Source organism: Leptolyngbya sp. PCC 6406 (genome assembly GCF_000332095.2).
Taxonomy (GTDB): domain Bacteria; phylum Cyanobacteriota; class Cyanobacteriia; order Phormidesmidales; family Phormidesmidaceae; genus PCC-6406.
On sequence record NZ_KI913949.1, the window covers coordinates 3,512,586 to 3,530,282 of the forward strand.

14 protein-coding genes are annotated in these 17,697 nt (G+C 57.4%); 9 read left to right on the forward strand and 5 right to left on the reverse strand.

Going from position 1 to position 17,697, the window contains the following annotated elements; all coding sequences use genetic code 11:
* Window positions 1-66: 66 nt before the first annotated feature.
* Entirely contained in the window at window positions 67-2,331 is a 2,265-nt protein-coding gene (locus LEP6406_RS0215525; RefSeq protein ID WP_008313151.1) for an AAA family ATPase, read from the reverse strand.
* 167 nt (window positions 2,332-2,498) lie between these two features.
* Here LEP6406_RS0215525 and LEP6406_RS0215530 point away from each other — a divergent pair, with 167 nt between their 5' ends.
* Window positions 2,499-2,984 carry a DUF4383 domain-containing protein gene (locus tag LEP6406_RS0215530; protein WP_162160888.1) on the forward strand — a complete coding sequence of 162 codons (486 nt, stop codon included), beginning with the start codon at window positions 2,499-2,501 and terminating at the stop codon, window positions 2,982-2,984.
* 176 nt (window positions 2,985-3,160) lie between these two features.
* Here LEP6406_RS0215530 and tumA read toward each other — a convergent pair whose 3' ends face one another.
* Window positions 3,161-3,391, reverse strand: coding sequence for an antitoxin TumA (gene tumA, locus LEP6406_RS0215540; protein ID WP_008313143.1), 231 nt, complete (start codon window positions 3,389-3,391; stop codon window positions 3,161-3,163).
* Between the two features lie 181 nt (window positions 3,392-3,572).
* On the opposite strand from tumA, the gene LEP6406_RS35495 reads away from it, so the two are divergent.
* On the forward strand, window positions 3,573-4,037 hold the full coding sequence (locus LEP6406_RS35495) for a PIN domain-containing protein (protein ID WP_008313141.1): 465 nt from the start codon (window positions 3,573-3,575) through the stop codon (window positions 4,035-4,037).
* Window positions 4,038-4,105: 68 nt separating this feature from the next.
* On the opposite strand, the gene LEP6406_RS0215550 is transcribed toward LEP6406_RS35495, so the two are convergent.
* Window positions 4,106-6,193 (reverse strand): elongation factor G, encoded by a 2,088-nt coding sequence (locus LEP6406_RS0215550; protein ID WP_008313139.1) that lies wholly within the window; start codon window positions 6,191-6,193, stop codon window positions 4,106-4,108.
* Window positions 6,194-6,450: 257 nt separating this feature from the next.
* Entirely contained in the window at window positions 6,451-7,911 is a 1,461-nt protein-coding gene (locus LEP6406_RS0215555) for a MocR-like pyridoxine biosynthesis transcription factor PdxR (RefSeq protein WP_008313137.1), read from the reverse strand.
* Between the two features lie 391 nt (window positions 7,912-8,302).
* On the opposite strand from LEP6406_RS0215555, the gene LEP6406_RS0215560 reads away from it, so the two are divergent.
* The 3 genes from LEP6406_RS0215560 to LEP6406_RS0215570 all read left to right on the forward strand — a co-directional run bounded on the left by LEP6406_RS0215560 (window position 8,303) and on the right by LEP6406_RS0215570 (window position 11,540).
* Window positions 8,303-8,782, forward strand: coding sequence for a GNAT family N-acetyltransferase (locus LEP6406_RS0215560; protein ID WP_008313135.1), 480 nt, complete (start codon window positions 8,303-8,305; stop codon window positions 8,780-8,782).
* Window positions 8,782-9,414 carry a transglutaminase-like domain-containing protein gene (locus LEP6406_RS0215565; RefSeq protein WP_008313133.1) on the forward strand — a complete coding sequence of 211 codons (633 nt, stop codon included), beginning with the start codon at window positions 8,782-8,784 and terminating at the stop codon, window positions 9,412-9,414. Before LEP6406_RS0215560 ends, LEP6406_RS0215565 begins: the two co-directional genes overlap by 1 nt.
* A gap of 491 nt (window positions 9,415-9,905) precedes the next feature.
* Complete coding sequence (locus LEP6406_RS0215570) at window positions 9,906-11,540, forward strand: cation:proton antiporter (RefSeq protein WP_008312221.1); 1,635 nt, start codon at window positions 9,906-9,908, stop codon at window positions 11,538-11,540.
* A gap of 101 nt (window positions 11,541-11,641) precedes the next feature.
* Here the strand turns inward: LEP6406_RS0215570 and LEP6406_RS0215575 are convergent, their stop codons facing one another.
* Entirely contained in the window at window positions 11,642-12,397 is a 756-nt protein-coding gene (locus tag LEP6406_RS0215575; RefSeq protein ID WP_008312223.1) for an SIMPL domain-containing protein, read from the reverse strand.
* 326 nt (window positions 12,398-12,723) lie between these two features.
* Here LEP6406_RS0215575 and ureG point away from each other — a divergent pair, with 326 nt between their 5' ends.
* The 4 genes from ureG to LEP6406_RS0215595 form a co-directional block, all read left to right on the forward strand.
* On the forward strand, window positions 12,724-13,404 hold the full coding sequence (gene ureG / locus LEP6406_RS0215580) for an urease accessory protein UreG (protein WP_008312225.1): 681 nt from the start codon (window positions 12,724-12,726) through the stop codon (window positions 13,402-13,404).
* A 241-nt stretch (window positions 13,405-13,645) separates the two neighbouring features.
* Window positions 13,646-15,103, forward strand: coding sequence for an adenylate/guanylate cyclase domain-containing protein (locus LEP6406_RS0215585; RefSeq protein ID WP_008312228.1), 1,458 nt, complete (start codon window positions 13,646-13,648; stop codon window positions 15,101-15,103).
* A gap of 419 nt (window positions 15,104-15,522) precedes the next feature.
* Window positions 15,523-16,773, forward strand: coding sequence for an urea ABC transporter substrate-binding protein (gene urtA, locus LEP6406_RS0215590; RefSeq protein WP_409978148.1), 1,251 nt, complete (start codon window positions 15,523-15,525; stop codon window positions 16,771-16,773).
* A gap of 126 nt (window positions 16,774-16,899) precedes the next feature.
* Window positions 16,900-17,697, forward strand: a 798-nt coding sequence (locus LEP6406_RS0215595; protein ID WP_027269175.1) for an ABC transporter permease subunit, incomplete at its 3' end; no start/stop codon positions are given.

Genomic DNA, 17,697 nt, shown 5'->3' on the forward strand with positions numbered 1-17,697 from the left:
AACAAAAGGGAAATATTTCTTCACACATTAGCAACACATTCGCAACAATTCTATCCTGGGATGGATTTAGAGACGGCTCGCCTCTAGGAAGACCAGGGTGGTTTGCCAGGGGACCGTCTGGTTCTGGAGCGTCCGGCGCAGAACGGATTCGAGGGCTGGGAGGGTTGCGATCGCCGCTGTCTTTGGGGGACTGGGCTGATCCTCGGGGGGTATCGTCCCTTGTCCTAAAGCCTGGGCTAACCGTGAACCGTAGCTCTCAGGGTTGGTGGTGTCGAACCAGCGATCGCACAGTGCCTTACTCACCCAGAGATCCGTCGTTTCTGTTTCCTGGGTCCAGGTCACCGTCAGGCCCGCCGCCGTGAACAGGTCCGCTAGGTCTGCCCCATCCCAGTTGAAGCGGGGATCCGCTGGTTGCTGGTAGAGGGCGTCCTCCGCCCGCCGCCAGTGGGTGAGTTCCTGAGCCGTCAGCTTGCCCTGGGGTATCAGGGCGCTAAGGCGCTGACTGTGAAGGGGCACCGCTTCCACCAGGACAATCCGACCCGTTGGGGCCAGGTGGTCCGCCAGGGTGGTGATGACCTGGGCTTTCTCGGCAATGGCTCCCAGGGCATTGCGTCCCAGGATGCCGTCGAAGCGCACCGCCGGGGCGACCTGGGTCAGGGTTGCCGTCAGTTCAGCCCAATCCGCGATGAAAATATGGGGCCGAGTCAGGTCTGGTAGGGCCGCTGCCTGTTCTTGCAGGGCTGCCGCTGCTTGGGGGGTGGCGGCGCGGGTATAGACGCCCCCTTCCGGGACTCGCCGCACCGCTTCCCAGGTGAGCAATCCGCTGTGGGCGTTGAGATCCAGCAAGGTGTGGTGGCGTTGGGGCATTAGGGTAGTGAAAATGCGATCGCGCATTGCCGCCAGCCGTGCTCCCGTTTGACCGATAGTGCGCTGAAGCCAGCGTTCCTCTGTCGGATTCGGGGGGCCGTAGGTCAACACCTCCCCCAGAACCCCGCCATCCTCCACCATCGCCGCCAGTTGGGCCTCCCGCCGCTGGGTCACCTGGGTTCTCAACCCCGCCTCGTAGCCCTGATCTGAGGGTTGGTAAAACACCCGACCCTGGAGCCCCTGGGGTAAATACTGCTGGGTAACCCAATGATCGCGATAGGCATGGGGATAGAGGTAGCCCTGACCATGGCCAAAGCCCTGTTTATCGCGGTTGGCATCCCGTAAGGGATTGGGCACCGTCTCCGCCTGCTCCCGCTCCACCGTTGCCAGGGCGTCAAAAAAGGCCATGGTGCTGTTGGATTTAGGGGCGGTGGCCAAGTACAGCGTGGCCTGGGCCAAGGGATAGCGGCCCTCCGGTAACCCCACCCGGTCGAAGGCATCGGCGCAACCGGTTACCACCGTCACCGCTTGGGGGTCCGCCAGTCCAATATCTTCACTGGCAAGGATCACCAGCCGCCGAAAGATATAGCGGGGCTCTTCCCCGGCGTAGATCATCCGGGCCAGCCAATAGAGGGCAGCATCGGGGTCCGACCCCCGCACGCTTTTGATAAAGGCGCTGATGGTATCGAAATGGGCGTCCCCTTCCTTGTCGTAGAGCACCGCCCGCTGCTGGATGGATTCCTCCGCCACCGTCAGGGTGATCACCACCTGCCCCGCGTCATTGGGAGGCGTGGTTTCCACCGCCAGTTCCAGGGCATTCAGCAATCCACGGGCATCGCCCCCCGCCACCTTGACCAGGTGATCGAGGGCAGCAGGTTCCACCTGGAGATCGCGATCGCCATAGCCCCGCACCGGGTCCGCCAGCGCTTGGCGGGCGACGCGGTACAAATCTTCCGCATTCAGGGACTGGAGTTGGAACAGCCGCGACCGACTCACCAGCGCCTTATTCACCTCAAAAAAGGGATTCTCCGTCGTCGCCCCAATCAGGACTACGGTGCCGTTTTCCACCCAGGGCAACAGGGCATCCTGCTGGGCCTTATTGAAACGGTGGACTTCGTCGATAAATAAAATCGTGCGGCGACCGTACTGACCCCGCAGATCCTGGGCCGTTGCGATCGCAGATCGAATATCCTTCACCCCCGCCAATACCGCATTCAGGGCAATGAACTGGGCACGGGTGGTGTTAGCAATAATCCGAGCCAGGGTGGTTTTGCCCGTCCCCGGTGGCCCATGGAAAATGAGGGAGGATAATTGATCGGCCTGGATCGCCCGCCGCAACAGCCGCCCCGGCCCCACCACCCCATCCTGACCGATGAATTCATCCAGGGTACGGGGGCGCATCCGCGCCGCCAAGGGCGCTTCCGCCTCAATCTGGGCTTGGCGATGGTGATCAAATAAATCCATAGCACCATCCTAAATGCCCCAGGGGAAGGGTTTCTATCCCAGGTGTCTCCCTATCGTCCACACCGCCCCCATCGCAGCTTCCGTTGTTTTAGGCATGGAAGCGATTCGCATAAGCCAAAATTATTGCTGACTCCAAGTTGCAGTTATTTTCAGAATCGTTAAAATTTGTGAAAGACCGTTGTTTTTTACTCCTTTTTACCCACATGAATGTTGGTCGCTTATTTGCTTTGACTGCCGGAATCCTTTTTCTGGCGCTTGGGATTACAAGTTTTGTTCCTGCCTTGGTTGACTCTGCAACTGCAATCTCTAATTCAGGTACCGATTTTGGATTGATTGAAAGCTATGGCAATTTGCTGGGACTGTTCCCTGTAAACGCACCTGAGGCTATCCTCTATCTCGTGTTTGGTGGGCTAGGTGTTACTTCTGCGATCGCGCTAGATAGCTCTCTTGTTTACGCTGGCTTTACTGCTGTCGTGTTCGGTCTGTTGACCATCTTGGGCTTGATTCCGTTGGCTAACACTGTATTTGGTCTGTTTCCTGTTTTTGGGGCAGATGTCTGGTTGCATGGTGTGGTCGCCGTAATTGCCGCCTACTTTGGTTTTTTTGCAACTCCTGGTCTGAGGGAGCTTTGGCAGGTCAATGAGCCTGCTTAATCTCTCATTACTCTACTGAATTCGTTTGCGTAGATATTTGAAGCAGCTCAGTTATCAGTGAGGCCGATAGTAATTGCTATCGGCCTTATTTTTTATCGGTGCTGTCATAACGGAAATAGAGGTTGGGTAAGGCCAGTAACTGCTGCTCAATCGCCTCAAAGTAGGCCAGCAATGTCTCACGCGACATATTGCAGCCTTTGGTCTAGCTCTTGATAGAGCCCTAGGTATTGCTGGTAGGTGCCTGCCCACTCTACGAAGTCGTCGTCGTCGCTGGTGGTGCCTTGGCGGTATTGGCTAAAGAATTCGGAGGAATCCATTTGGTATTGCAACTCGTAAGCCGTGAGTTGCTTGGCTAGGGCAATGAGGGCATCGAGGGGGGAGGTGTATTCGATGAGTTGCTTCCGCATTCGCCATCCCAGTGGGGTTTCAGCTTAATTGTTGCAGATTGTTCTGGGGGGAACGCTTCCCGGCAGAGCCAGGGAGCGAGGGAAGCCCACCCCAATCTTGCTTATGTCAGTAGCCGCATGGAACTTAGCCCGTGGGATGTTGGCGACGGGCTAGCAGTCGCTGCCGGAGGTCGGCGAGGTGATGGTGTTGAGTGAGGGCTTGTCGCTGTTGTTGGGCAGCTTCTTGGCGACGGGTGAGATCAGCCTCAACTGCTGGGCGATGGACAAGATAGTAGGCGATCGCGGCGTAGATGTCGGCCAGGTCAAGGACAGGGTATTAGCAGGCAATTTCTTCGGGGGTCGAGCCCTGGTGGTAAGCAGCAAGAAGGCTGTCGAGGGTGACCCGACTTTGGCTGATGCGGATCCCTCCGGCTTCATCCCAGTGCAAGGGGGGAATCGTCTTCAATCTCCTGATAGCCAAATATTTCTGAGCTTAGCGAGCCTCTGGGAGATTCAGATCAAGTCTCAACTGGGTAAATTAACCCTCAGGGGGCAACTCGCTTCTATTGTGCAACAGCAACAGTTAGAGAACGGGCTGCGGCTCTTGGCCATTAAGGTTTCCCATATCTTGGCCCTTCGGAACCAATATTGTCTCGGCTTACGTTGATACCCTGAAAAGGCTGAGGGCGCTATCAGCAGATGCCTGACACCGCATCCGAATTCCATACCCCCGCGTCATAACACCCGCTCCCGGACCTTGTCGGGCACCGGGTTGAGGTGGTCGTAACGCCAGCGAAAGAAACCGACCCCCAAAGTTAGCGATCGCAACTCCAGAATCATCGTCTGCAACTCCACCTCGGGAATATAGGCAGAAACCACATCCCAGCCGCCCCAGTCAGCCTTAGCCTCGTAGCCTAGAATTTGCCCCCGCCGCCCACTAATCATCTTCAAAACACTGGCAGTGAAGGTATTCGGCACAGAAATCTCTACGGCATGGATGGGCTCCAACAACGTTGGTTCACAGGCGGGCATTCCCACCTGCATGGCAATGCGGGCCGCCTGCTTAAATGCCTGATCCGAGCTGTCTACGGGATGGTACGACCCGTTAGTGAGGGTGACCGCCACATCCACCACCGGGAACCCCAACGGTCCCTGGGCCAGGTATTCCCGTACCCCCGTTTCCACACTGGGGATGTACTGCCGGGGCACCACCCCGCCCACAATCTTTTCCTCAAAGGTGAATCCGGCCCCCCGATCCAGCGGCGCGATATCCAGATACACATCCCCAAACTGGCCATGGCCGCCGGTTTGGTGCTTATAGCGCCCCTGGATACCCTGTCGAGCCTTGCCAATGGTTTCCTTGTAGGGCACCTGGGGCACTTGGCTCCCCATGGGCAGGTTGTACTTGCGGCGCAGGCGATCCAACGCGATCTGCAAATGCACATCCCCCTGCCCCCAGAGGATCACCTCATGGGTGTCGCCGTGGTGTTCCCAATGGAGACTGGGATCTTCCTCCAAGAGTTTATTCAGGGCGCTGGTGAGTTTCACCTCATCACTGCGTTTCTCTGGTGCGATCGCCAGGGCATAGACCGGGTCAAAGGTCTCCGCCCTGGGCAGATCCTTAGGCAATTCCGGTCCAGTAGTCAGGGTTTGCCCCGTGTGGGCAGAGTCCAACCGAGCGATGGCCACAATCTCCCCAGCGGTGGCCCTAGTCAAGCTCTGCTGCTGAGATCCCAAGAGGCGATAGAGACCCCCTATCCGATCCCCCTGGAAACTACTGCCATCCACCACCGTCCCCTGCCACACCCGCACCAAAGACAGCTTGCCCCCCTGGGAGCTGTAGTAGGTCTTGAGCACCTGCACCAGGCCAGTGTCAGGATTGGGATCGGGATTGGGATGGGCATCGGGATGGACGTTAGAACCGCCGCTAGACCTGGAGTTCAAATCAGCCTCATTGCCCGCTAGCCCCCGCCGCTGGGCAGTGACGGCGGCATCGGGAGCCTCCCGCACCAGAGCATCCAACAGGGGCCGCACCCCATAGTCAGCGGCGGCAATGCCAATGAACACAGGCACGATCAGATCTGCCCCGAGGTCTTGGCGCAGGTCTTGCAAGATCTCCGCCGGGGGCGGATCAATCTCCTCCAGCAGTTCCTCCAGCAAGTGGTCATCAAAATCCGCCAGGGTCTCTAACATTTCCGTGCGGGCCACCTGCTCCGCCGCCCGCAGAGCCTCGGGCAGGGGCACCGGGTCAGCGGCGGCTCCGGCGTGGTAGTGGTATGCCTGCTCCGTCACCAGATCAATGAAACCCACTAGATCCGGCCCTTCGCGAATGGGGTATTGCTGGGGGACAACGGGGCGGCTAGACACGCCCTTGAGCGCCGCCAACACCTCCCCAAAGGGGGCAGCGGCGCGGTCCAGTTTATTCACCCACACCAGATGGGGAATTTCCCACAGATCCAAAAAGCGGAACAGGGGCGACAGGGTCAGCACCCGGTCGGGATCGGCTTCGCACACCAATACCGCTGCATCCACACCAATCAGAGCGTTGTAGGTCTCTTGCTGAAGTTCCACAGAGCCGGGACAGTCTAGAAACGTAAAACGAATGCCGCCGTACTCAGTACTGGCGGCATTGATCTCGGCGGTCATCGTGCGATTTCGGGCTTCGGGGGAACTGTCCCCAATGGTGGTGCCCTCCTCTACCCGACCTTTGCGGGAAATCGTGTTGGTGACGTAGAGCAGGCTTTCGAGAAGCGTCGTTTTGCCGCTGGAGTAGGGACCAATAATGGCAACATTACGGGGTCCCGCTAGGACGTTCTGGGTCATGACTTGCCCCTTTTGCTAGGCAACGAATGGAATCGCCCCCGTCCTGTAGCGATGAGGACTGGGTGCGATGGTGATGGAAGTAGCTGACCCTCAAGGGCTAGGCTGGCCCGAAGCCAGCGCAGGGCTAACATCCCTGCCATAGACCAACAGTACTCCTGGATTAAAACGTCAGCATAGGGCTGTCTAAAAAGTTCACGGGGTAGGGCCACGGGACAAGGGGAGTACACGACTTGGCAAGTTAGGCCCTCAATAGGCCCTCAATAGGCCCTCAGAATAGATGCCAGCTTTGCAATACCAACTGCGATCGCAGCCTGATCCAGTTCCGTGTAGCTGAAAATAAACTCGTGGCCGGGGCTATTGCCCAGGTATTGAGGAGCCGCCGAAATCAGGCCCACCCCCACCCGCTCCGCCCGATCCATCAGCTCTGCATCGGGGAGGGTGGTCTGGAATCGCACCATCATGTGCAGCCCCGCATTCTCACCCAGAATGGTGGCGCGAGTACCAAAATGGGTCTGCAACGCCGTCACCAGGGCCTGCCGTCGCTGGTCATAGTGGGATTTCATCCGCCGAATGTGGCGCTCCAAATGCCCCTCAGCGATAAAATCCGCCAGCACCGCCTGCTCCAGGGTGGGCACCTGGCGATCGGCCAGCCACTTGGCCCGACTGAAGAGTGGCACCAAGGCCGAGGGCAGCACCATGTAGCCAATGCGGAGGGAGGGAAACAGCACCTTCGAGAAGGTGCCCAGGTATAGCACCGACTGGCCGCTGCCCAAGCCCTGCAACGCCGGAATGGGACGACCGGCATAGCGATATTCGCTGTCGTAGTCATCTTCTAGAATCAGAGCGCCCCGCTGCTGTGCCCAGCTCAGCAACGCCAACCGGCGCGGCAACGACAGCACCGCCCCCGTGGGGAACTGATGGGACGGGGTGACATAGACCAGCCGAATAGCATCGGGGGTCTGGGCCAGAACTGCACCATCGAACCCCTCCCCATCCACCGGGATGGGGTGCAGATTGGCTCCCTGGCTCGTAAAAATGCGACGGGCGCTGAGGTAGCTGGGTTCTTCTAGGGCCACGGTATCGCCAGGGGAAATCAGAAGCTGGGTCGCCAGAGTGAGGGATTGCTGAGTGCCATTGGTGATCAAAATCTGATCGGGGTGGCACTGGACGGCGCGGGCCTGGGTCAGGTATGCCGCAATCGCCTGCCGCAATCGCCCATAACCCATGGGGTCGGTGGCATAGTCCAGCCAGTCAGCACGACGGCAGTGGCGCGACAGCAGTTGCCGCCAAATCTCTAGGGGCACTTGATCGAGGGCTGGGCGACCATAGCGAAAGCTAATGGGGGTGTTGGGTTCGGGGCTTGGCCCCGCGACAAAGTCCACTAGGCGTTGACCGTAGGCTGATAGCACCAGGGTTGGCGACGGCTCCACCCAGGGTTCCTCTAGTCCAGGGGCGTGGAGCAGGGTTTCGGGCAGTTGGTCGCAGACGTAGGTACCCGACCCCACCACGGTTTGCAAATAGCCCTCGCTGAGCAACTGGTCATAGCTTTGGGTGACGGTGGCCCGCGCTACCCCCAGGGTCTGGGCCAAGGCGCGGGTAGAGGGTAGACGCTGGCGGGGAACAAGCTGTCCCGCGAGAATGTTCTGGCGCAGGGCGGCGTAGATCTGCTGGTAGTAGGGCACCGGGCTGTGGGGGTCAAGCAGCAGGGTGAATTCCATGGGGCCAAAGTGGACTGGTGAGTTGCGTCAAAATTGGCTCTTGTGGATCGCCAATCTGCTGCCTATGCTAAGCGAACAGTTGCGATTACGGTTATTTTGGTTGACCAGATTTCCCTCCTGGTTCCCAGGCTCTGCCTGGGAATCCTCACCGAGGCTCTGCCTCATCGTTAGACTATTTTCCGGTCCCCTCTCCCCGTGGGAGAGGGCTAGGGTGAGGGGTCGAGGTGTACCACGATAGAACGGCAAGGATATAGAACGGCAAGGATATTTACACCGCCCAGTACTAGCTTGATTCCATAGGACGGACGTGGTCATGCCTACCCCGCCAGGGGTTCCCGTTAATTGTCCCCCCGCGCTGATGTCGCAAACCTATCGACTGGATAAATGCCCCATGGTGATGCCACCCTCCCCGATTTTTCGAGTTGCTGCCCCCCAGGATGATCCGGTAATTGCCCAGCATTTTTACCGCATGTGGCGCGACCTGGGGATGGCCGATGGGATGATTCAACCCCACTGGCAGGCCATCTGTCTGGATTTTATTGACCATGCCCGTGGGCATCTCCAATACCAGGCATTCGTGGCGGAGGTGGCGGGAGCCATTATCGGCTCTGCGGGCGGTCAGCGGTTCGACGGGCTGTATCCCTGGATTATTGCCTACAGCGATCGCCAGTACGGTTACCTCTGGGGCGTTTACGTGGAGCCGGACTATCGCCATCGGGGCATCGCCACCCGGCTGACCCAGCTTGTGGTGGAGCATTTGCAGGGCATTGGCTGCACCAAAGTGGTGTTGAACGCGGCCCCCAAAGCCCGTCCGCTCTATCAACGGCTAGGCTTTGGCGACAGCAATTTGATGGAACTCAATAGAAAGTGATGTACCTAGTTCCTGCAAGCGCCAGAATCAATGACTACCTAGCCTCATCATCCGTAATTGATTGTCAGCATCCCAGTATTTATGACTTAGCCAAGTCTTTGATTGCCGGCATTTCCTCAACCCCAGAGCAGATCCAAATCGTGTACCAGTGGGTCAGAGACTGCATCTCCCACACCTGCGACATCGGCGACCCTCGCGTCACCTGCACCGCCTCCGAGGTGCTGCACCAGGGTCATGGGTTCTGCTTTGCCAAGGCCCATCTACTGGCGGCGCTACTGCGGAGTTGCGGCATTCCCACCGGTTTTTGCTACCAGCGATTAGTGTTCGACGAGGCCCAGCCCGACCGATTCACCCTGCACGGCCTCAATGCGGTTTATCTGCAAAAGCTAAACCGCTGGGTGCGCCTAGATGCGCGGGGCAATAAACCCAGCGTGCAGGCGGAGTTTTACGGCGTTGGCCCCACAGGGCCACCCTTTCACCATCGCGAACAGCTCGCCTTTCCCGTTCGCCCCCACTGCGGCGAAGTGGACTACCCCACCGTTTATCCCCAACCCCACCCCAAAATCATCACCGCCCTGCAAACCTACCCCACCGCCCCAGCCCTGATCGCCCACCTCCCCGCCACCCTCTAATGATCTCTCATCATTATGTCCGGCTGATTGCGCACAATTCCGAACAGAAACAGTCACCCGGTAGAGGGCGGGTTTTGACTGATCAATGTCGAATTGCCCGGTACATTTTGGCTAAACCCGCCCCTACGGGATTTACCTCAATACCCCAATACCCTCACACCTAATTACCCGGCGACAAGGGCAACCACAAGGGATTGCCCCTACGGGAATAACCCCAACACCCCAATACCGATCACCCGGCGACTGGGCAGGGCGGGTTTTGAGCCTCCCATCCTGAATTACCCGCTACATACGGGCTAAACCCGCCCTTACGGGATTTACCTCAATACCCCATCACCCCATCACCCCACCACCCCCCTACCCTCACACTCCACCCCCACCTTGCTGTCACGTCCCGTAGGGGCGCGGAAACCGCGCCCCTACGGGAAATTTAATTCAAAACTCAAAACTCAAAACTCTCAGCCATCCCCCCCACCCCGCCATACTTCCCAATGCCCTTTGATCTTGCTGATAGCACCTTTGCTGATAGCGCCTTATCCGTATCGCTGGAATCGACCCTAGGGACGACCTCTGGCGAATTCACCGGGCTGGTAAGCAGCCTCATCATTCTGCTGCTGGCAGCTACCACTGTTGCTCTAGTCACACGACGGCTGCGAATTCCCTACGTAGTGGGTCTGGTGCTGGCGGGGTTAGCCATTCCTAAACAGGTACTCCCTGCCTCCATTGGGCTGAATCCCGATGTGATTTTGAATTTATTCCTGCCCATTTTGATCTTTGAGGCAGCCATCAATACGGACATCAGTCGCCTGCGGAGCACCATCAAACCCATTGCGCTACTGGCGGGGCCGGGGGTGCTACTGGCAGCGGCGATCACCGCCACTCTGCTCAAGGTAGGGCTGGGCCTAGCCTGGATTACGGCGGCGGCAATTGGTGTAATTCTGACCATTACTGATACCGTCTCGGTGATTGTGGCCTTTCGCCATGTGCCGGTGCCGGGGCGCTTGGCCACCATTGTGGAGGGCGAAAGTCTTTTTAATGATGGGATTGCCCTAGTCTTGCTCAGCATCATTGCCACCATCCATCTCCAGGGATCCTTCACGGTCGGGCAGGGGGTAGAGCAGGTTCTGTTTGCCTTTGTCGGTGGGGGCATTCTGGGCTGGGGGCTGGGCTATCTCTGCGTAGGTCTGTTCCAGCAGTTGGATGATGCTCTGAGCACGATTTTATTGACGGTGGCGGTATCCTTAGGGACGTTTCAAATCGGTCAGGGGTTGGGGGTATCTAGTGCGATCGCAGTGGTGATTGCGGGCTTGGTCATTGGTAATCAGGGCTTTCGCCAGACCTCTGCTTCCGCCAAGGTCACACTGCTCAATTTTTGGGAATACGCAGGCTTTGGGGTCAATACCTTCATCTTTCTGCTGGTGGGGATTGAGGTAGACCCCGGCATTCTCCTGGCCACGATTCCCGCCGCTCTGCTGGCCATTGTGGCTTACCAGATCGGGCGTATTTTTTCCATCTATCCCCTCCTATTTCTACTACGGTGCTTCGATCGTCCCCTGCCCCTGCGCTGGCAACACGTGTTGATCCTCGGTAATATCAAGGGCTCTCTCTCTATGGCCTTGGCCCTGAGCCTGCCTCTGACCCTACCCGACCGCGCCCAAGTGATTACCCTGGTGTTTAGCACGGTGTTGGTGTCCTTGGTGGGCCAGGGATTGAGCCTACCCTGGTTGGTAAAGCGACTACGGCTTTCCACACCGTCTAAAACTAAGCAGCGTATTGAAGCGCTGCAACTGGATCTGATTGCCTCCAAGGCGGCCCAACAGGAATTGGCCAACCTGTTGCAATCGGGCAGTTTACCCAAATCCCTCCATGAAGAACTCTTTGCCACCTACCAAGCTCGCGTCGCCACTGCCGAAACCGCCCTGCGGGATCTCTACAACCAGCGCCTCATGAACGAGCAGGAAACTCGGGAAGAGCGGGGCTATCTGGATGGCCTCCGCCGTCGCCTTTATCTAGCAGAGCAGGGGGCGATCAACGATGCCGTTCGCAAGGGCCTCCTGTCGGAGGAGGTGGGGCAGACCTACCTCAAAACCCTGAACGAACGGCTGCTGTCTCTAAAGGAAAATTAAAGGGCAAGGGGGCTGAGACTTTCACTTCACCCGGCGTGCACCCCTGACGCCAGGGTTCCTTTGGACATCCTTCTGGAAAGCCTGACCCCAGCCCCACTGAATCAGTAACGAATGACGAGGGTAACAACGGCTTCTACGGTTTGCTCACCGCCAATGACGGGGGTAGAGACATCGGCTTCGGCGCTGCTGAGACGGGCACCAGTGGGCAGCGGGAAGGGAATCGGCGCTTGGGCTCCGTTGATCTGAATGCTAATCACCTCCTGGGCTCCGAGGTTGAGGTAGCTGAGTACGGCATTGGCCTGGGCCTGGGCATCGGCGGTAGCGGCTTGTAGGGCGGCTTGTCGGGCTGTAGCCAGAGCACTATCGGGGGCAATAAAGCTAATGCCTTGGATTTGGCTGGCTCCCGCTGCGATCGCACCATCCAGCACAGGTCCGGTTTGGTCTGTGGGGAATCGAAAACTGACGACATTGCTGCCGCTATAGCCCACTAAAATGGTGCGCCCACCCTGGTAGTCATACTGGGGATTGAGACGAATACCTACGGTTTCTAGGCGATCTACATTACGCGATCGCAGATAGTTGACCACACTGTCAGATCGTCGGGCCACTTCTGCCTGTACTTCTTGGGCGGTGCGACCCTGGACCTCGACCCCCAGCGTCACCTGGGACAAGGTGGTTTGCACCGACTGGTTGCCGCGCCCAGTCACCGTCAGGGTCCGCAAGATGGGATCCTGGGCAAGGGCCGATTGGGGAGCGAGGGGAGCCACCATGGCCGCTGTAGTCAAGAGGGTCCACCCCAAAACTGAGGCGGAGATCGATCGCTGCCAGCGACCCCGAGCGAGATAGGATTGCGTCATGACTAAATTGTATTGTCCTTACTAAATCTGGCAGAGGTCCAGACTGCCCCTACTCTGCCACGGGCAATCTGGACCTCTGGGGGACGTTACAGTTTCAGCAACATGGCATTCCAGAGGGCACTGTTACAGGTCACCCGGAAACTGGGCAGGGCGGGTTTTGAGCCTCCCATTTGGGATTTCCCAGGAGACACGAGCTAAACCCGCCCCTACGGGATGTACCCCAACCCCCCAATACCCTTCACCCCCCACTCCCCTCATCCAGGGAAACTGGCTACAATACGGTGCAAAACGGTACAAAATCCTGTCCTATTCACAATGAGGTGCTCGTGGTAAAACCCTTTCGTATTGGCATCGCTGGCCCCGTAGGTTCCGGTAAAACCGCCCTGATTGATGTCCTCTGCAAGGCTATGCGCCACGACTACAGTTTGGCGGTGGTCACCAACGATATCTATACCCAAGAAGACGCCCAGTTCCTCGTGCGGAGTACCGCCCTAGAGCGCGATCGCATTATTGGCGTCGAAACCGGCGGCTGTCCCCACTCCGCCATTCGCGACGACGCCTCCATCAATCTGGAAGCCATTGATCAACTCGTGCACCAGTTTGACCCCGACATCGTATTTGTTGAAAGCGGCGGTGACAATCTTGCCGCCACCTTCAGTCCAGAATTGGTGGATATGACCCTCTACGTCATTGATGTCGCCGCCGGAGACAAAATCCCCCGCAAAGGTGGTCCCGGCATTGCCCGCTCCGATGTCCTAGTGATCAACAAAATGGACCTCGCCCCCTACGTCGGAGCCGATCTGAGCGTAATGGAACGGGATGCCAAAACCATGCGCGGCGATCGCCCCTTTGTCTTTACCAATCTCAAAACCCGCGAAGGGTTAAACACCATCATTGACCAGATTCGCCACCAATATCAGCAAGGCCCCAGCCCCGCCGTCGCCGCCGCCGTGGTTGAATTTACCCACGATCATTCCCATTCCCACGCCCACAGCCATTTCCATTAACCATGTTGGGGTGCCTCAGAGTCCCCGCCCCTGGGTAGGGCGGATTTTGAGCGTTAAGGGATCTGCGGGTGAATGGTGTACTAGGTAGCCATCCCCCTTGGGCCATACATGAAATGGCTCCCGCAAGGAGCAAGCCTGCGCGAAGTCGTTAGGGCAAAATCTCCGGCATTTCCAGAATGATCGGCGAAGATTGGGATATCCTGACACGCCCAATGCCGAACGTCACTGCCGAACCGCACCCATGAAAACTGCCCTGCTGCGACGAGCCGACGCGCTGCTCCACAACCGCACCGTACCGTTGCTCGTGCTGTTGTTCTGTGCCGGAGTCGCCGCTGCCCTGTGGAATATCGCCACCCTATCGTCTCAATTAATTGAATCCCAAGCGCTGCAAAATTCCGCTCTCTATGCCGATGCCATCCAGCAGGCCCGTACCTTCTACAGCGAAACCGTCGTTGCCAAACTTCAAAATCGTGATGACATCACCATCGACTACGACCACCTGCACCAGCCCAACACCATTCCCCTGCCCGCCACCTTCTTGATCGAGCTGGGAGAACGGATTCGAGCCGGACAGGCCGATGTATCAGTGCGCCTGTTTAGCGGCATGCCCTTTCCCTTCCGTTCCGATGGTGGCCCCCGTGATCCCTTTGAGGAAGAAGCCCTCGCCTATCTCAGCACCCATCCCAACGATCGCTTTACTCGAATAGAACCCTTCCAAAATCGGCGGTCCTTTCGCTATACCCAGGCCGACATCATGGGTCAGAGCTGCGTCGATTGCCACAACCGCCATCCCCAAAGTCCCAAAACCGACTGGCAAGTGGGGGATGTGCGCGGCGTTTTAGAAATTACAGTGCCCATTGATCAGTTTGCCAACCAAACCCGAGCTGGGCTGCAAAACACCTTTTTTACCCTAGGGGGGCTGTTTGCCCTAGGGGGCTTTGGCATTGTCTTGGTCGTCAACCGCCTCAAGCGCACCTCCCAGGAACTGGAGATGCGGGTCTTGGAGCGCACCGCCGACCTCCACCACAGCAATCAGCGGCTGAGTGAGGAACAGGCCAAGTCGGAGCAACTGCTGCTGAATATTCTGCCGGAACCCATCGCTGACCGGCTCAAACGGGGCGAAAAGGACATTTCCGAGGGATTTTCCGGCGTCAGTATCCTATTTGCCGATATTGTCGATTTCACTCCTCTGTCGGAAACGGTCCCTCCGGCGGAACTGGTGGAGATTTTGAACCTAGTCTTTTCGGCCTTTGACCGCCTTTCAGAACAGCATGGTCTAGAGAAAATCAAGACCATTGGCGATGCCTACATGGTGGTGGGGGGATTACCAGATCCCCGCCCCGATCATGCCGAAGCCATTGCGGAAATGGCCTTATCCATGCAGGCTACGATGGACCAGCTCAGCCGCAAAATTGATCAGCCCCTAGCCATTCGTATCGGCATCAACAGTGGCCCCGTGGTGGCGGGGGTGATTGGCACCAAAAAATTTATCTACGATCTCTGGGGCGACACGGTGAATGTGGCCAGCCGCATGGAAGCCATGGGCATTTCAGGAGGCATTCAGGTAGCCCAACCCACCTATGACCTACTGCGAGATAAGTACTGCTTTGAGGACCGGGGCGAGATTGAGATTAAGGGCAAGGGACACATGCATGCCTACCTACTGAAGGGACGTTGTCTAGCCCCTGCCCCTGCCTGATTCTCAGCGTATTCCCTCGCCAAACCCATCGTTTGGGTTAGCCAAAGATGTCCCGCAGGCGAATTTGCTCAGATTTTGGGACGGAGATTTAGCCGAAACCCTCTCACGAGATTTCCAGGAAAATCCATCTTTGTATCCCAGGCTACATTTCCGCAATTTCCCTGACTCTAATATCGCATTCGACTGTGGTGTGTGGGTGTCAAGATCCGCCAAGCGATTGAATTCGCCTGGGGTACTAGGAAAACCTCAATCACTTTAGTTGGGCTTAGACGGGCTGCTGCCCGTGCAGTCCGTTCATTTATCCAAAAGCCATAACCCCTGTGGTTGGGCATGTTGAGTCAGGAGTAACAGCACCGATGACATCTCGATTTGGCAGACGGAAGTTTTTGCTTTACGGTTCCGCCACTATGGGCACAGCGATGCTGCTGAAAGCCTGCGGAGCCCCCAGCGATGATACCGCGACGACCCCAGCCGAGGGTGAAGAGGCAGCGACAGATAGCGGCGAAACCATTAAGGTGGGGATTCTCCACTCCTTGAGTGGCACCATGGCCATCAGCGAAACCACTGTGGTGGATGCGGAAATGTTGGCCATCAAGGAAATCAATGCCGCTGGTGGAGTATTGGGTAGGCAGATTGAGCCTATTCAAGAAGATGGGGCTTCCGATTGGCCGACCTTTGCAGAGAAAGCTGAGAAGCTGATCGATCAAGACGAAGTGGCTGTCGTTTTCGGTTGCTGGACCTCTGCCAGCCGTAAAGCAGTGCTGCCCGTGTTTGAATCCAAGGACCACATGCTGTGGTATCCGGTGCAGTACGAGGGTCAAGAATGTTCTAAAAATATCTTCTACACTGGGGCGGCTCCGAATCAGCAGATTGAGCCCGCTGTGGACTGGCTGCTAGAGAACAAGGGCACTGAGTTCTTCTTGGTTGGCTCTGACTATGTGTTCCCCCGTACTGCCAACACCATCATCAAAGAGCAGTTGGCAGTGAAAGGTGGGACCACTGTCGGGGAAGACTACCTGCCCCTAGGTAACACCGAAGTTACTGCCATCATTACTAAGATCCGGGCAGCTCTACCCAATGGCGGCGTCATCTTTAACAGTTTGAACGGTGACAGCAACGTGGCCTTCTTTACCCAACTGCAAGGGGCTGGCATGGGGCCAGATGAATACCCGGTGATGTCGGTGAGTGTTGCTGAGGAAGAGGTGCGCCAGATTGGTAAGGACTTCCTGGTGGGTCACTATGCCGCTTGGAACTACTTCCAGACAGTAGAGTCGCCTGAGAACGAAAAATGGGTCGCCGACTTCAAAGCGGAATATGGGGAAGACCGGGTAACCAACGACCCCATGGAAGCGGCCTATATCATGGTTTACCTGTGGAAGCAGGCGGTGGAAGCGGCGGGTACCTTTGACCTGGATGCGGTGCGAACAGCGGCCTATGGTCAAGAGTTTGCGGCTCCTGAAGGCCCTGTGACCATGAATACCAACCACCACATCTCTAAGACGGTGCGGATTGGTCAGGTCCGGGATGACGGTCTGTTTGATATCGTATCCTCTACCGACGGTCCCATTGATCCGCTGCCCTGGAACCAGTATGTGCCCGACACCAAGGGGCTGGCCTGCGACTGGTCTGATCCTGAGAAGGGTGGACAGTTTGAGATGGAAGGAGCCTAGGCTTCTTGTCCTAGCTAGCTAGCGGGGGTGCAGGGGGAGAGACTAAATCTTGCCTTCTGCACCCCTCTTTTAGTCTTATGTCTGGGTGAAGTCCAAGTTTTGCTGTCATGGGGTTGAAAGATAGCCGTGATCGAAGGGTTGATTAGTGGCATTTTTAACGGCATTAGCATCGGAGCGGTGCTGCTGATTGTGGCCTTGGGGTTGGCGATCGTCTTTGGTCTCATGGGGGTGATTAATCTTGCCCACGGGGAGCTGATGATGCTGGGGGCCTACACCACTTTTGTGGTGCAGAACGGATTTAAAGCCATCGGTGGGCCAGTTGAAAATCTATATATTTTTGCGGCACTGCCAATGGCGTTTCTGGTGGCAGCTCTCGTAGGGCTAGCCCTGGAAAAGGGGGTGATTCGCTACCTCTATGGGCGACCGCTAGAAACCTTGCTGGCAACTTGGGGGGTGAGCTTAATCCTGCGTCAGTTTGTTCGCAGTGTGAACTGGGCCATGGTTATTGGCTTGGTGTTGTTTTCTCTGCTGTTCTTTGGGGGGCGGTGGCTGTTGGAGCAGCGGCGAGCGTTGAGTCCTCTGGTTTCGGGGGTGACTCTAGTGCTATCGAGCGCGATCGCAGTTGTGACTGGGATCCTAATCAACCAAAATGGCGGCACCACCCTGAGTCGGGCCTGGTTTAGCACCCGCAACGTAGATGTTACGGCTCCGGTCTGGCTGCGGGGAGGCTTGTCCTTGGGGGGAGCCTTGCAGTTTCCCTATGCCCGCCTGTTCATTATTGCTTTGACCATTTTGTGTTTGGTCGGAGTCTACTGGTTCCTCCAGGGGTCTTCCTGGGGACTGCGGATGCGATCCGTGACCCAAAACCGCACCATGAGCGCCTGTCTAGGGATTCCCACAGAGCGGGTGGATGCCCTCACCTTT